Origin of the sequence: Agromyces sp. NPDC057679, assembly GCF_042799635.1 — a bacterium.
In the GTDB taxonomy this organism is placed as follows: Bacteria; Actinomycetota; Actinomycetes; order Actinomycetales; family Microbacteriaceae; genus Agromyces.
In genome coordinates, this window is the sequence record NZ_JBHVIK010000005.1 from 314,941 (window position 1) to 328,647 (window position 13,707).

At 70.7% G+C, this 13,707-nt stretch carries 13 protein-coding genes and 1 other RNA gene; 9 read left to right on the forward strand and 5 right to left on the reverse strand.

The window, feature by feature from the left end:
* The first annotated feature begins 67 nt into the window (after nucleotides 1-67).
* The 6 genes from ACFVAJ_RS20935 (at nucleotide 68) to ACFVAJ_RS20960 (ending at nucleotide 6,676) form a co-directional block, all read left to right on the forward strand.
* Nucleotides 68-1,723: an amidohydrolase gene (locus ACFVAJ_RS20935; protein ID WP_376947652.1), complete on the forward strand. Its 1,656-nt coding sequence runs from the start codon at nucleotides 68-70 to the stop codon at nucleotides 1,721-1,723.
* Nucleotides 1,724-1,747: 24 nt separating this feature from the next.
* Nucleotides 1,748-3,226: a Na+/H+ antiporter NhaC family protein gene (locus tag ACFVAJ_RS20940; RefSeq protein WP_376947654.1), complete on the forward strand. Its 1,479-nt coding sequence runs from the start codon at nucleotides 1,748-1,750 to the stop codon at nucleotides 3,224-3,226.
* Nucleotides 3,227-3,317: 91 nt separating this feature from the next.
* On the forward strand, nucleotides 3,318-4,421 hold the full coding sequence (gene ftsE / locus ACFVAJ_RS20945; protein WP_376947656.1) for a cell division ATP-binding protein FtsE: 1,104 nt from the start codon (nucleotides 3,318-3,320) through the stop codon (nucleotides 4,419-4,421).
* A complete protein-coding gene (gene ftsX / locus ACFVAJ_RS20950) occupies nucleotides 4,418-5,329 on the forward strand; it encodes a permease-like cell division protein FtsX (RefSeq protein ID WP_376947658.1) in 912 nt (303 codons plus the stop codon). The genes ftsE and ftsX overlap by 4 nt, the downstream gene beginning before the upstream one ends.
* A gap of 72 nt (nucleotides 5,330-5,401) precedes the next feature.
* Nucleotides 5,402-5,878 carry an SsrA-binding protein SmpB gene (gene smpB, locus ACFVAJ_RS20955; protein ID WP_376947660.1) on the forward strand — a complete coding sequence of 159 codons (477 nt, stop codon included), beginning with the start codon at nucleotides 5,402-5,404 and terminating at the stop codon, nucleotides 5,876-5,878.
* A 60-nt stretch (nucleotides 5,879-5,938) separates the two neighbouring features.
* Nucleotides 5,939-6,676, forward strand: a complete 738-nt coding sequence (locus ACFVAJ_RS20960; protein ID WP_376947662.1) for a tyrosine-protein phosphatase — start codon at nucleotides 5,939-5,941, stop codon at nucleotides 6,674-6,676.
* 8 nt (nucleotides 6,677-6,684) lie between these two features.
* Here ACFVAJ_RS20960 and ACFVAJ_RS20965 read toward each other — a convergent pair whose 3' ends face one another.
* Nucleotides 6,685-7,353, reverse strand: coding sequence for an SIMPL domain-containing protein (locus ACFVAJ_RS20965; RefSeq protein ID WP_376947664.1), 669 nt, complete (start codon nucleotides 7,351-7,353; stop codon nucleotides 6,685-6,687).
* 167 nt (nucleotides 7,354-7,520) lie between these two features.
* On the opposite strand from ACFVAJ_RS20965, the gene ssrA reads away from it, so the two are divergent.
* Nucleotides 7,521-7,889, forward strand: a transfer-messenger RNA (tmRNA) gene (ssrA, locus tag ACFVAJ_RS20970).
* Between the two features lie 41 nt (nucleotides 7,890-7,930).
* Here ssrA and ACFVAJ_RS20975 read toward each other — a convergent pair.
* The gene (locus ACFVAJ_RS20975; protein WP_376947666.1) at nucleotides 7,931-8,491 is read right to left on the reverse strand and encodes a hypothetical protein; all 561 of its coding nucleotides are present in this window, start codon (nucleotides 8,489-8,491) and stop codon (nucleotides 7,931-7,933) included.
* A gap of 357 nt (nucleotides 8,492-8,848) precedes the next feature.
* On the opposite strand from ACFVAJ_RS20975, the gene mgrA reads away from it, so the two are divergent.
* Nucleotides 8,849-9,901 (forward strand): L-glyceraldehyde 3-phosphate reductase, encoded by a 1,053-nt coding sequence (gene mgrA / locus ACFVAJ_RS20980; protein WP_376947668.1) that lies wholly within the window; start codon nucleotides 8,849-8,851, stop codon nucleotides 9,899-9,901.
* Nucleotides 9,902-10,021: 120 nt separating this feature from the next.
* Here the strand turns inward: mgrA and ACFVAJ_RS20985 are convergent, their stop codons facing one another.
* Nucleotides 10,022-10,933, reverse strand: coding sequence for a LysR family transcriptional regulator (locus ACFVAJ_RS20985; RefSeq protein ID WP_376947670.1), 912 nt, complete (start codon nucleotides 10,931-10,933; stop codon nucleotides 10,022-10,024).
* Nucleotides 10,934-11,014: 81 nt separating this feature from the next.
* Here ACFVAJ_RS20985 and ACFVAJ_RS20990 point away from each other — a divergent pair, with 81 nt between their 5' ends.
* Nucleotides 11,015-11,998 (forward strand): DMT family transporter, encoded by a 984-nt coding sequence (locus tag ACFVAJ_RS20990; protein WP_376947672.1) that lies wholly within the window; start codon nucleotides 11,015-11,017, stop codon nucleotides 11,996-11,998.
* 70 nt (nucleotides 11,999-12,068) lie between these two features.
* Here the strand turns inward: ACFVAJ_RS20990 and ACFVAJ_RS20995 are convergent, their stop codons facing one another.
* Together ACFVAJ_RS20995 and ACFVAJ_RS21000 are read right to left on the reverse strand one after the other, a co-directional pair.
* Nucleotides 12,069-12,593, reverse strand: coding sequence for a septum formation family protein (locus tag ACFVAJ_RS20995; protein ID WP_376947674.1), 525 nt, complete (start codon nucleotides 12,591-12,593; stop codon nucleotides 12,069-12,071).
* 177 nt (nucleotides 12,594-12,770) lie between these two features.
* Nucleotides 12,771-13,703, reverse strand: coding sequence for an LLM class F420-dependent oxidoreductase (locus ACFVAJ_RS21000; protein ID WP_376947676.1), 933 nt, complete (start codon nucleotides 13,701-13,703; stop codon nucleotides 12,771-12,773).
* Nucleotides 13,704-13,707: the final 4 nt, after the last annotated feature.

Below are 13,707 nucleotides of genomic sequence, written 5' to 3' on the forward strand. Positions count from 1 at the left end.
TGCCCGAATTTAATCACGTTAAATTGCGCAGCCGGCCAACGAGGGCGACGGCGCGGAAACGAGCAACATGCAGCGCAGCTTCGCCGACACCATTCTCGTGGGTGCCCGGGTGATCACCATGAACCCCCGCCAGCCCGTCGCCGAGGCGATCGCCATCCGCGCCGGACGCATCCTCGCGGTGGGCGACGCCGCCACCCTCGCCGAGTTCCGCGGTCCCCGCACCGTTGTCGAGGACCTCCACGGGGCCTCCGTGACCCCCGGGCTCATCGACGCCCACATGCACCCGATCCAGGGCATCGAGCTCGCCGTCGGCGTCGACTTCGCGGGAGTGCGCGACCCCGAGCGCTTCCTCGAGATGCTCCGCGACGAGACCCGTCGCGTGCAGGGCGGCGCCGCCGGCGGCTGGGTGCGCGGCTGGAACATCGACTACGACGTGTTCACCGCGCTGCCCATGACCGCCGCCGCGATCGACGACGCCACCGCCGGCGCACCCGCCTTCCTCATGTTCTTCGACGGGCACACGGCGCTGGCGAACACGGAGGCCCTGCGCCGGGCCGGCATCACCGGGCCGCGCAGCTTCGGCGACACCTCCGAGATCGTGGTCGACGAGACCGGGCGGCCGACCGGCGCCCTGCGCGAGGACTCGGCCTTCGACATCGTGCTGCGCACCGCGCCCGAGTACACCCGCGAGGAGACCCTCGAGCGCGTACGCGACATCCTCGGCACCCTCACCGCCTCGGGCATCACGGGCGGCTGCATCATGGACGGCAACCCCGGCACGCTCGACCTCCTCGACGAGCTCGACGGCGGGGCATCCGACGACCCCGAGGCGCCGAGCCTGCTGCCCGTGCGGATCGTCTCGGCGATGGCGCACAACCCCGGCTACGACGAGGAGCGCACGCAGCGCTACCTCGCCCAGCGCGACCGCCGCGGGCGCCGCTGGCGCGGCGGGCTCGTGAAGCTCTTCAACGACGGCGTCATCGACACCGGCACCGGCTGGCTCTACGAGCCCGACACCCACGGCGAGGGCCTGCACTCGTTCTGGGCCGACCCCGACGAGTTCGAACGCGTCGTCGCCCGCTACAGCGAGGCCGGGTTCCAGATCGCGACGCACGCGATCGGCGACCGTGCCATCGGCACGACGATCGACGCCTACCTCAAGGCCGGCGTGCAGTCGGCGCAGGGTGCGCCGCACCGCATCGAGCACCTCGAGCTGCTCGCCGACCGCGACCTCGCCCGCCTCGCCCAGAGCGGCATCACGGCCTCGGTGCAACCGCTGCACATGCAGTGGCGCAAGGCCGACGGCTCCGACTTCTGGGCCGAGCGACTCGGCCCCGAACGCGCCGCGCTCGGCTGGCGCGTGCGCGACATGATCGACGCCGGCGCGCCCGTCGCGCTCGGCTCCGACTGGCCCGTGGCGCAGACCGATGCGCGCATCGGCCTCGCCTGGGCGCGCCTCCGCCGCGAACCCGGCAACCCGGATGCCCCGGTGTTCGAGCCCGACCAGGTGCTCACGCCGTACGAGGCCCTACAGGGCTACACCGTGTGGGCGGCGCTCGCCCAGGGCGATCGCGACCTCGGCGTCATCGCGCCGGGGTGCCGTGCCGACCTCGTCGTGTGGGCCGACAGCCCGCTCGAGGTGGGCGCGGACGAACTGCTCGACCTCCCCGTGCTGACGACGATCGTCGACGGGCGACCCCTGACCGCGGCATCCGCCGCCTGACCCCCTTTCGAATCAGAGGCAACCATGCAAGACGTCGGCGCGCTCGCGCTCCTCCCCGTCGTCATCATCCTCGTCGTCGCGGTGCTCACCCGACGCACCCTCTTCGCCATGCTCTGCGGCACCCTCGTCGGCGCCGTGCTGCTCGGCGGCTGGGGCTTCTTCGACTCCTGGATCGGCTACTTCGGCTCGGCCATGGCCGACGAGACGCTGCAGTGGCTCATGCTCGTCGTCGTGCTCTTCGGCATCCTGATCACGCTCTTCGAGCGCTCGGGCGCCGTGCGCGAGTTCGCCGCGTGGGCCGAGCGCTTCGTGAACTCCCGGCGCAAGTCGACCGTCCTGAGCTTCCTGCTCGCGATCGTGCTCTTCGTCGACGACTACCTCAACGTGCTCACCGTCGGCACCTCGATGAAGGCCGTCACCGACAACTACAAGGTGCCCCGCACCGAGCTCGGCACCATCATGAAGCTCACGGCGGCGCCCATCGCCGTCATCGTGCCCTTCTCGACGTGGGCGCTGTTCTTCGCCGGTCTCCTCGAGGCGCAGGGCGTGACGGCCAACGGCTCGGGCTTCGGCGCGTACCTCGAGGCGATCCCCTACATCTTCTTCGGCTGGATCGCGCTCGCGATCGCCGCCCTCGTCGCGTTCGGCGTCTTCCCGAAGCTCGGCGTGCTGAAGAAGGACCTCGCACGTGGGGAGGCGACCGGCGACGTGTTCCCCCTCGGCACGACCGACGAGGAGCGCGCCGCCGAGGGCGCCCTGCCCCTCGACGCCGAGGTGGGCGAGTTCGCCGTCGTCGGCGACGGGGGAGCACGCGCGGTCGCGACCGCACCCGCGCCGAGCACCGCGCCGGCTGCGGTGGCGACCCGTGCGCCCGAGCTCGCGAAGCCCCGGCCCTGGAACTTCCTCGTGCCCATCGCGGTCATGATCGCCGTCACGATCCTCACCGAGGTCGACGTGCTGAAGGGCACCGTCGCCGCGCTCCTCGTCGCGATCGTCATGTACACGGTGCAGCGACGGCTCAAGGTGAAGGCCGTGTTCGAGGCCGCGTTCGACGGCGTCGGCAGCATGCTCTTCGTCATCGTGCTCACGGCGCTCGCGTTCATGGTGCAGCACATGAACATCGACCTGAAGCTCGCCGACTTCGTGATCGCCTCGACCGAGCCGGTCATGATCGGTGCGCTCCTGCCCGCCATGGTGTTCCTCGTCTGCGGCGTCTACGCCTACGCGACCGGCTCGTTCTGGGACCTCGCCGCCGTGATCACCCCCATCGTGATCCCGCTCGCGCTCGCGATGGACGTGAACCCGATCATCGCCGGCGCGGCCGTGTTCTCGGGCGCAGCCCTCGGGTCGACGACGTGCCTCTACGGCGACGGCATCATCCTCGCGTCGCGGTCGATCGGCATCAAGCCGCTCAACCTGATGACGGCGATCCTGCCGTACGCGGCCATCGCGGCCGCGCTGAGCCTCGTCGGCTACCTCGTGGTCGGGTTCCTCGGGCTCTGACCCGGCCGCTCGTCCCGATCCGGTGGGCGGCGACACCGATTCCCGGTGTCGCTGCCCACTTTTGGGTTCGCCCTGCCTAGGCTCGAACACGATGATCCGCTTCGACTCCGTCACCAAGTCCTACTCCGGCCAATCGAGGCCCGCCCTGAACGACATCGGGGTCGAGATCCTGCGTGGCGAGTTCGTCTTCCTCGTGGGTGCGTCGGGCTCCGGCAAGTCCAGCTTCCTCCGGCTGATCCTCAAGGAGGAGAAGCCGACGAAGGGGCGGATCCACGTGCTCGGCCAGGACCTCGGCAAGATCTCGACGCGCAAGGTGCCGTACTTCCGGCGCGACCTCGGCGTCGTCTTCCAGGACTTCCGGCTGCTGCCGAACAAGTCGGTCTTCGAGAACGTCGCGTTCACCCTGCGGGTCATCGGCAAGTCGCGCGGCTTCATCCAGTCGGCGGTGCCCGAGACGCTGAAGCTCGTCGGCCTCGACGGCAAGGCCAAGCGCATGCCGCACGAGCTCTCGGGCGGTGAGCAGCAGCGCGTCGCGATCGCCAGGGCGATCGTCAACAAGCCGCAGATCCTGCTCGCCGACGAGCCGACCGGCAACCTCGACCCGGTGACGAGCGCGGGCATCATGACGCTCCTCGAGCGCATCAACGCGGGCGGCACGACGGTCGTCATGGCCACGCACGAGGCCGGCATCGTCGACCAGATGCGTCGCCGCGTCATCGAGCTCTCGGCGGGCGAGATCGTGCGCGACGAGCGCAGCGCCGGCTACGACGGCCAGACCGTCCGCGACATCGACTACGTGCCCGAGACGGGCGACGGCTCGGGCGAGCCCACCGGCGAGTCCGACGAGACGGATGCCACGGACGGCGACGAGGCCGCAGCGGTCGGCGCCGCGGCGGCCGCCGGCTCGATGAGCGCGACGGGCCACGCCGCCCCGAAGGTGACCCCCGAGATCATGCGCGACGCCGAGCCGCTCTACGTCGAGCCCGAGGCGACCGACGAGGTCACCGAGGCCGCCGCCGAGATCACGAAGGCCGCGACCGGGGCGATCGTGGTCGACCCCGAGAAGCTCGCGCCGAAGGGCGGCGGCAAGCCCGCGGCATCCGAACATCTGACCCTCGCCGAACGCCTCGGGCTCAGGGCCCCGGGAGGCCCCCGGGAAGGCGATGACGACCAGGAAGTGGGGCCGACGAAATGAGGCTCGGTCTCGTGCTCGGCGAGGCGGCCAACGGCCTGCGTCGCAACGCCTCGATGGTGGTGTCGGTCGTGCTCGTCACCTTCATCTCGCTCACCTTCGTCGGCACCGCCGCGCTGCTGCAGCTGCAGATCGCCCAGATGAAGGGATTTTGGTACGACCGCGCCCAGGTCGCCGTCTACCTCTGCACCGAGCTGTCGACCGCCGAGGGCTGCGTCGCCGGTGAGGCCAGTGAAGAGCAGAAGGCCGCCGTCGAGGCGCAGCTCGAGAGCGACACCCTCGCGCCGTTCATCGACGAGTTCTACTTCGAGGACCACGAGCAGGCGTACGAGAACTTCCAGGAGCAGTTCGAGGGCACGCCGTCGGCCGACTACGTGACGCCCGAGGTGCTGCCCGAGGCGTTCTGGGTGAACCTCGTCGACCCCTCGCAGTCCGACGTCATCATCGAGAGCCTCGCGGGTAAAGAGGGCGTCGAGCAGGTCGTCGACCAACGCCGCTACCTCGACCCGATCTTCGACGCCCTGAACACCGCGAGCTACACCGCGATCGCGGTCGCGGTCGTGATGCTCGTGGCCGCGGCGCTGCTCATCGCGACGACGATCAGGCTCTCGGCGTTCTCGCGACGCCGCGAGCTCGGCATCATGCGACTCGTCGGCGCATCGAACCGGTTCATCCAGACGCCGTTCGTGCTGGAGGGCGTCTTCGCCGGGCTCATCGGGTCGCTGCTCGCGGGCGGTGCGGTCGTGGCGATCGTGCAGCTCTTCGTGCAGGGATACCTCGCCGAGAACCTCTCGTTCACCTTCGTGAGCCTCAGCGACGCGCTGCTCGTGGTGCCCCTGCTCGTCGTCGTCGGCGTGCTGCTCGCCGCGGCCTCCGCGGGCATCGCGATCACCCGCTATCTGAAGGTCTGACGGAACGGGCTAGACTGAACGGCTGTCTCGGATGCCCCGGGGCATCCGTGATTCGAATCGAAGGAGCCAGCCGTGCCCAGGGAAAGCGGTCAGAAGGTGGTGGCGACCAACCGCAAGGCGCGCCACGACTACACGATCGAGGACACCTACGAGGCCGGCATCGTGCTCTCTGGCACCGAGGTGAAGTCGCTCAGACAGGGTCGTGCCTCGCTCGTCGACGGCTACGCGTTCATCGACGGCGGCGAGCTCTGGCTCGACGCGGTGCACATCCCCGAGTACACCGAGGGCACCTGGAACAACCACGCCCCGCGACGCAAGCGCAAGCTGCTGCTGCACAAGCAGGAGATCGTGAAGATCAGCCACAAGACGAAGGAGGGCGGCTACACGCTCGTCCCGTTGTCGCTGTACTTCAAGGACGGCCGCGCGAAGGTCGAACTCGCGGTCGCGAAGGGCAAGCGCGAGTACGACAAGCGCCAGGCGCTGCGCGAGCGGCAGGACAAGCGCGAGGCCGACCGGGCGATGTCGAGCCGCAAGAACCTCGGCGAGTAGCCGTCACCTCGGGGCGACTGCTCAGCTTCGCCGAGGGCGTTGCGCGGTAGGCTCGGCTCGATGAAGACGCAGTCCCGCATCCCCGTTCCCGGTACGTTCAACTTCCGCGACGTCGGCGGGCTGCCTGCGCGCGGCGGCGTGGTGCGAGACGGCGTGCTCTACCGCTCCGACGGCCTGTACCGCCTCGGCGAGGCGGGCAAGTCCGAGCTGCGCCAGCTCGGCGTCGGCATCGTGATCGACCTGCGCGACGACAACGAGGCGAAGATGATGCCCGACGACCTCGACGGGCTCGAGGTCGAGGTGCTGCGGCTGCCCGTCTTCGAGGGCTCCGGGGCGTCGCAGGGTGCGGGGGGCATCTCGCTCGAGGCGCTCTACGAGCGCATCGTCACCCAGCACGCGAGCGTCGTCGTCTCGGCGCTGCGCGAGATCGCGAGCGCGGGCGACCGCGCCGTCGTCGTGCACTGCACCGCCGGAAAGGACCGCACCGGCATCGTCGTCGCGCTCACGCTGATGGCCGTCGGCGTCGACCGCGAGTCGGTCATCGACGACTACGCCCGCACCGAGGCGAACCTCGCGGGGGAATGGCTCGAGGAGATGGTCGAGATGATCGGCCGGTACGGGGTGGCCGACACTCCCGAGCTTCGCACGCTCATGGGCGGCAGCCCGCGCGAGGCGATCGAGGGCGTGCTCGACACCGTCGAGCGGGCGCACGGCTCGACCCGCGAGTACCTGCTCGCCTCGGGCCTCGAACTCGGCGAGCTCGCCGCGCTCGAGACGCTGCTCGTCGAGGTGCGCTGACCCGAGGGTCAGACCGCCGCGGCCTCGAAGCGCGCCTCGACGGAGGCCTCGATCACGAGCTTCGCGGGGGCGAACTCCGCGCCCGTGCCGCCGCCCATGTCGGCCGAGGCCGCCATGGCGAACATCCGCTCGCCACGGGGCTGCGGCGCCGGGTGCGCCGTGAGCAGGCCGGTGTCGGCCAGCTCGACCGGCACCGGCGCGCCGAGGCCCAGCGCCGAGGCGTACACGCGGGCCTTCTCGAGGGCGTCGGCGACGGCCGCCCGCTGGGCGAGCTCCTGCACGCGTCGGCGCGAGACATCCGTCAGCCGCCAGTCGATGCCGCCGATCGCGACGGTCTCGCCGATGCCGGCGCCGCTCACCCATTCGCCGAGCCGCTCGAGATCGGTGAAGACGATCTCGACCTCGGCGCTCGTCTGATGCACGAGGGGCAGTTGCTTGCCCTCGTTGTTCCACGGGCGGTGCGACCAGACCCGCAGCTGGCCGGCCGACCAGGTGTCGAGGACGCCTGCGGCCTCGAGCTCGCGGATCTCGGCGATCAGGCGCTCGCGCGCCTCGGTGGTGCGTGCGAGGGCGGTGTCGCGATCGGGTTCTGAGACGCCGACCGTGAGCGCCACGGCGCCCAGCTCGGGGTCGATGCGTTCTTCGGCGGTGCCGCGCACGGCGATGACGGTTGCCACAGAGTCCTCCAGATGCCCGCTCGGGAATGGCGGAGCGGACGCGCCTGTTCTAGACTGTAAGGCCGGGCAGTCATCGAGAGGTGAATGCTCGCCGTGAATCGGGTTCGCCCGATCTTGAGAACTCCACAGCGTGCGACAACGGCCCGTCGAATTCTTCGACGTCACATGGGGATGATCGGTTTCGACATCGTCTGCGTACCCACGAGAAGCGGGCCGAGGATGCAGGGTTATCTCGTAAACGATCTCTGCAAACCAATAACTGCCAATAAGAAGCAGTCTGACTTCGCCCTCGCTGCCTAAGCGAGCCCGATAGTCCGTCAGCCCGGGTCTGTTCCCGCCCCGGTCGCTGGCGTCATTTAGGGAACTTGCTGCGCGTCGTCGCCTGAGCGACGTGCGGGACTTCTTCAGGCTGGGCCCGTCGACCTAGGTGCCTGTGGCAAAGGTCGGGGCCGAGTAGAACGCCTTCACAGGATGCGCCCGGAGAAGGCGTGGAAACTCAGCGATGGACGGGGGTTCAATTCCCCCCATCTCCACCATCGGTCGTTGTCGCACGTTGTGGTTCTCGTCGTCGGGTCGTCTAGCGCGGCCCACGTTCGCTTGCGCTGCGCTCAGCTTCGTCGTCATGCGGCATCGCGAGCGGGTCGGCCTTGACCTTCGAGATGGCGGCCGCGAACGCATCCCGAGTCTGGCGATCGTTCAGCTCGCCGGTTCGCCAGTAGCCGATGATTCGGATCAGTTCCTCGAGCACGAGAATGCGCCCGGATGCCGTCGCCGGGGTGTACAGCACGGTCAGCGCGATCGCCGCATACATCGTCTTCTTGTTCTCGCCGCGGGCGACCATCGTCGACGCGTCGAGGGCCATCGTCAACGGCGTTTCGCTGTGGTCGAAGCCAGCGACCTTGAGCGGGGTGAGCCTGTTCTCCTCGAACACCCGACCGCCGATCTCCGACGCTGCATTGACCACCTTCACCAGGGCGTCGGTAAGTCGAGCCTCGTAGCGCGAGCGTCGCTCGATCCTGGCGAGCCACCATGCCCCGAGGAGCGCCACTGTCGCACCGATCAACGTCGCCAGCACCGTCTGGCCGAATGTCACCCAGTTCCACGCCACCGGCGTCGTAGCCGCCCCGATGAGCTCCATGGCCGCACCCTACTCGCTGAGGATCACCGATCACTCCGTGCTGACACCGTGCTTCGGCCGATGCTCGGCCGGATCGCAGGCCGCGCCCCCGTCAGTCGGTGAACGCGCCTCCGCAGTAGTCGCAGTCGCCGTCGGGGCAGTACCACGGGGTGGGCTGGAGCTCGTCCATCATCGGATCCTTCGTCGGGCCTTCGCGGCGCCGGGGGAGAGCGTCGCGATGGATGAAGATCCTGCCAGCTTCACGCAGCTCGCCGGAATGGCCGTCGCGGCGATTCCTGCGACAACGAATCGACACCGTGTCAGGTGCGCCGACACGGCTCGGTGTCTGCCGCCGGACGCGCTGGCTAGCATTGCCGCATGCCCTACCTCGCCGACGCCGCCCGCTATGACCGCATGCCCTACCGCCGTACCGGGCGCTCCGGACTCCGGCTGCCCCTGCTCTCGCTCGGGCTCTGGCAGAACTTCGGCGACGACCGCGCCCTCGACCTTCAGCGGGCGATCGTGCGCCGCGCCTTCGACCTCGGCATCACGCACTTCGACCTCGCGAACAACTACGGTCCGCCCTACGGGGCCGCCGAGGCGAACTTCGGGCGCCTGCTCGCGAGCGACCTCGCCCCCTACCGCGACGAGATCGTCGTCTCGACGAAGGCCGGTTGGGACATGTGGCCGGGGCCCTACGGGGCCGGCGCGAGCCGCAAATACCTGATCTCGAGCCTCGATCAGTCGCTCGGCCGTCTCGGCCTCGACTACGTCGACATCTTCTACTCGCACCGCCCCGACCCCGGCACGCCGCTCGAGGAGACCGCGGCGGCCCTCGACCACATCGTGCGATCGGGCAAGGCGCTCTACGTCGGCATCTCCTCGTACGGTGCCGAGGCGTCGCGCGAGCTCGCCCGGCTGCTCGCCGAGCGCGGCACTCCGCTCACGATCCACCAGCCCTCGTACTCGATGCTCAACCGGTGGATCGAGACCGAGGGGCTGCTCGACGCCGCCGCCGACGACGGTTTCGGTGTGATCGGCTTCACCGCCCTCGCCCAGGGCCTGCTGACCGGCAAGTACCTCGGCGGAATCCCCGAGGGCTCGCGCGCCGCGAGCGACGGTTCGCTCGACCGCGGCATGCTCTCCGACGAGACGCTCGATCGCCTCCGGGGCCTGGCGGCGATCGCGGAGCGGCGCGGCCAGTCGCTCGCGCAGCTCGCGCTCGCGTGGGCGCTGCGCGACGAGCGGGTCACGAGCCTGGTGATCGGCGCGTCGAGCGTCGCCCAGCTCGAGGAGAACGTCGCGGCGCTGGACGGGCTCGAGTTCGGCGCCGAGGAGCTCGCGGAGATCGATCGCTTCGCGGGTGACGCCGGCGTCGACCTCTGGGCGGATGCCCGCGGCGGCGGCCCGCTGCCGACGCTGCGTCCCTGAGGGCGACTGCGGCGCGACTGCCGCATGACTGCGGCGCGACTGAGCGGGCGTCGCCGCCCGAGGGGCCGGAGCGTCCTCGGCGTCGCCCTGATGCGACGTCCGACGCCCGTCAGCCGCCGATCAGCCCGCCGCGACCGCTCGCAGGCGGGCGGTCGCCCGTTCGACCGCGGGGTGCGTGCGCATCGACCGCTTCACGCGCAGCATGATGCGCCGCCTCGCGGCCTCGTCGGCGATCGGTCGCATCACGACGCCCGCGGGCAGGTCGATCGCCCCGAGGCGCGGCAGCACCGTGATGCCGACCCCGTGCGAGACGTAGTCGAAGGCGCTCGTGTAGTCGGGGGCGTGCAGGCGGAACCTCGGGGCGAAGCCGAGCGCCGCGCAGGCCGAGACGATGATCTCGCGGCACGTGCCGTGGCTGTCGTCGTTGTCGATCCACGGGTCGCCGCTGAGCTCGGCGAGGTCGACCGTCGGGTGCTCGGCGAGCGGGTGACCGGCCGGCATGACGACGACGTAGCCCTCGGTGCGGAGCTCTTCGAGGTCGTAGCCGTCGGGTGAGCCGTCGGCGATCGCCGGGTCGCGGTCGCCGCGCACCGATTCGGCCACGTAGAGCTCGAGGTCGGGTTCGCCGGCCGGCCGCCCGGGTCGCTCGAGCATGCTGAGCTCGAGCCGCAGCAGCGGGAACTCGCGGCTGAGCTCGGCCACGATCGCCGGCAGCCAGGCTCGGTTGGCCGACATGAACGAGCTGATGCGCAGCGTGCCGCTTCGGCCGGCGCGCAGGTCGTCGAGCGCGCCGTCGAAGTCGGCGAGGTGGTTGAGCACGCGGGCCGCCCGGTCGGCGACGGCGACGCCGGCGGAGGTGGGCACGATCCCGCGCCCGCGCCGTTCGACGAGGGTGAGCCCGGTCTCGCGCTGCAGGGCGCTGACGTGCTGGCTCACTGCCGAGGGGGTGTAGCCGAGCCGCTCGGCGGCGCGGTTGATCGAGCCGGTCTGCACGACGGCCCGGAAGATCTGGAGTCGGTGGGGGTCGACCATTCCTCGATCGTACAGTTTCACTGAATCGAAGCCAAGCATCGTTCACTTGTGCTGACGTGATCCTCCCGTCAGGCTGGGTGGATGCCACGCACCACCCCCGACCCCGCAGAGACGATCTCGACGCCGATCCCACTGACGCCCGCGGCGGCACCGGCCCCGCCGATCGCGGCGCCGGTCGCTCCCGCGGCCTCGGCGATCCGCTGGAAGGTGCTCGGCGCGATGCTCGTGGTGCTCGCGCTGTGGGCCTCGGCGTTCATCGCGATCCGCTTCGTCGGCGACGCGATCTCGCCCGGTCCGCTCGCGCTCGGTCGCCAGCTCGTCGGCACCGCGGCCCTCGTCGCCGTCGCGCTCATCCGGCGACCGCCGCTGCCGCGCGGACGCACGCTCGTGCTGGTCGCCGTCTACGGCGTGCTCTGGTTCGCCGGCTACACGCTCGTGCTGAACCTCGCCGAACGCCACCTCGACGCGGGCACGGCGGCGATGCTCGTGAACATCGCGCCCCTGCTCGTCGCCGTCGCGGCGGGCGTGTTCCTCAAGGAGGGGTTCCCGCGGCCGCTCGTCGTCGGCCTGCTCGTCGCGTTCGCCGGCGTCGTGATCATCGCGACCGGCGGGGTGGGCGCGCACGCCGACGCGCTGGGGATCGCCCTCGGCGTGCTCGCCGCCGTGCTCTATGCGCTCGGCGTGCTGGTGCAGAAGGTCGCGCTCCGCGAGGCCGACGCGCTGAGCGCGACCTGGGTGGGCTGTGCGATCGGCGCGGCCGTGCTGCTGCCGTTCCTGCCGCAGACAGTCGTCGAGGTGGGCGCGGCGCCAGCCCCGGCCGTCTGGGCGATGGTCTACCTCGGCATCTTCCCGTCGGCGGTCGCGTTCCTGCTCTGGGCGTACGTGCTGAAGCGGAGCCCCGCCGGTGTCACCGCCTCGGCGACCCTCGCGGTGCCGGCGATCGTCGTGCTGCTGAGCTGGGCGTTGCTCGGCGAGCTGCCGACCGTGCTCGGCATGGTGGGCGGCGCGCTCTGCCTCATCGGCGTCGCCCTGAGCCGCCGCGCGTCGCGTCCGCGGAGTTCGTGACCGAGGCCCCGACGAGACGAGGATGCCGCGTGGCCGATCACCGATCGGCCACGCGGCATCCTCGAACCGATCAGCGGGCTGCGCCCGCGAGGGTGCCCGTCGTCTGGCCCGCCGGGTCGTAGATCATGCACGAGACGACGCGGTCGTCGAGCTGCGTCCAGCCGTCCTCCGTCGGGCGGTAGGAGTAGAACTCGAGCGTCGACTCCTCGTAGGCGAGCCCGACGAACTCGGCGAACTGGGCGTAGCAGCCCTCGTCGGCCTGGGTCTGCACCACGTCGTCGCCCGGGAACTCGGTGCCGGTGAGCGTGAAGTCGTAGAAGACCTCCTCGTCGTGTGCCGTGTCGCACGGCACCACCGGCACCTCGCTCACCGTCTCGGCGGTCGCCTCGTTCATGCAGTCGCCGACCCGGATGGCGAAGACGTCGGCGTCGCCCTCCGCGACGATCTCCTGCGTCGTCTCGTCGCGTTCGGGCTGCGGGGCGGGGCCGCCCAGCACGTCGCGGACGATGCTGCAGCCCGTGAGGGGGACGGCGACGGCGATCGCGGTGACGGCGACGGCGATGCGGGTGAGCGCGCGGCGCGAGGTGGAGTTCACGTGGTGGCCTTTCGGTCATTCGGGTCGGTTCGGGTCTGATCCGGCTCGCTCTCGGGGCGCGCGGGATCACGCCGCCGGGCAGCGACGATCGAGGGCCTGCCGGCCCGGCGTCGTCGAGGGATCGCGGTCAGCCTATCGAGCGGCACCGACACGAGGCATCCCGCCTCGCCGAGACGATCAGAGGGCCGCGCGGAGCGCCGGAACGACCTCGGTGGCGATGAGTTCGAGGTGGTCGAGGTCGCGGAGGTCGACGAGCTGCAGGTACACCCGATCCGCGCCGAGCTCGTGCAGTCGCAGGAGCTTCTCGACGGCGGCCTCGGGGGAGCCCGCGATGTTCACCTCGGCGAACTCGGCGGGGTTCTCGTCGATCGCCGCGAGCCGTCGCAGGTAGTCGCGATCGTCGTCGGCGACGACGGTCGGCAGGGCGACCGAGGTCGAGAGGGTCGCGGGGTCGCGGTCGATCTCCTCGCAGGCGTGGCGCACGCGCTCGAACGCCTCGGCGATCGTATGCTCCGAACGGAATCCGAGGTTGAACTCCGTCGCGAAGCGCGCGGCGAGCTGGGGCGTGCGTCGCGGCCCGGCGCCGCCGACGATCACGGGCACGCGCTGCTGCACGGGCTTCGGCAGCGCGGGCGAGCCGCTCAGCGTGTAGTGCTCGCCGGCGAAGTCGAACTGCTCGCCGATCGGCGTCGACCAGAGCCCCGTGATCACCTCGAGCTGCTCCTCGAAGAGGTCGAAGCGCTTCGGCGGGAACGGCAGCCCGTAGGCGGTGTGCTCCTCGGCGAACCATCCCGTGCCGAGCCCGAGCTCGACGCGGCCGCCCGACATCGCGTCGACCTGCGCGACCTGGATCGCGAGGAGCGAGGGGTGGCGGAACGTCGCCGACGAGACCAGCGTGCCGAGGCGGATCCGGCTCGTCTCGCGCGCGAGCCCGGCGAGCGTCGTCCACGCGTCGCTCGGGCCCGGCATCGGGTCGCCCGCGCCCATGCGCAAGAGGTGGTCGGAGCGGAACCAGCCGTCGAAGCCGAGCCGCTCGGCGGCCTGCGCCTGGGCGAGCTGCTCGTCGTAGCCGGCGCCCTGCTGGGGCTCGGTGAAGATGCAGAGCTCCACCGGG

Excerpts from the sequence above, each read along its gene's own strand:
- ACFVAJ_RS20985 (WP_376947670.1), bottom strand. The coding sequence starts at position 10,933 with ATGGTCGACCCCCACCGACTCCAGATCTTCCGGGCCGTCGTGCAGACC.
- ftsE (WP_376947656.1), top strand. The coding sequence starts at position 3,318 with ATGATCCGCTTCGACTCCGTCACCAAGTCCTACTCCGGCCAATCGAGG.
- ACFVAJ_RS20975 (WP_376947666.1), bottom strand. The coding sequence starts at position 8,491 with ATGGAGCTCATCGGGGCGGCTACGACGCCGGTGGCGTGGAACTGGGTG.
- ACFVAJ_RS20940 (WP_376947654.1), top strand. The coding sequence starts at position 1,748 with ATGCAAGACGTCGGCGCGCTCGCGCTCCTCCCCGTCGTCATCATCCTC.
- mgrA (WP_376947668.1), top strand. The coding sequence starts at position 8,849 with ATGCCCTACCTCGCCGACGCCGCCCGCTATGACCGCATGCCCTACCGC.
- ftsX (WP_376947658.1), top strand. The coding sequence starts at position 4,418 with ATGAGGCTCGGTCTCGTGCTCGGCGAGGCGGCCAACGGCCTGCGTCGC.
- ACFVAJ_RS20935 (WP_376947652.1), top strand. The coding sequence starts at position 68 with ATGCAGCGCAGCTTCGCCGACACCATTCTCGTGGGTGCCCGGGTGATC.
- ACFVAJ_RS20960 (WP_376947662.1), top strand. The coding sequence starts at position 5,939 with ATGAAGACGCAGTCCCGCATCCCCGTTCCCGGTACGTTCAACTTCCGC.
- ACFVAJ_RS20990 (WP_376947672.1), top strand. The coding sequence starts at position 11,015 with ATGCCACGCACCACCCCCGACCCCGCAGAGACGATCTCGACGCCGATC.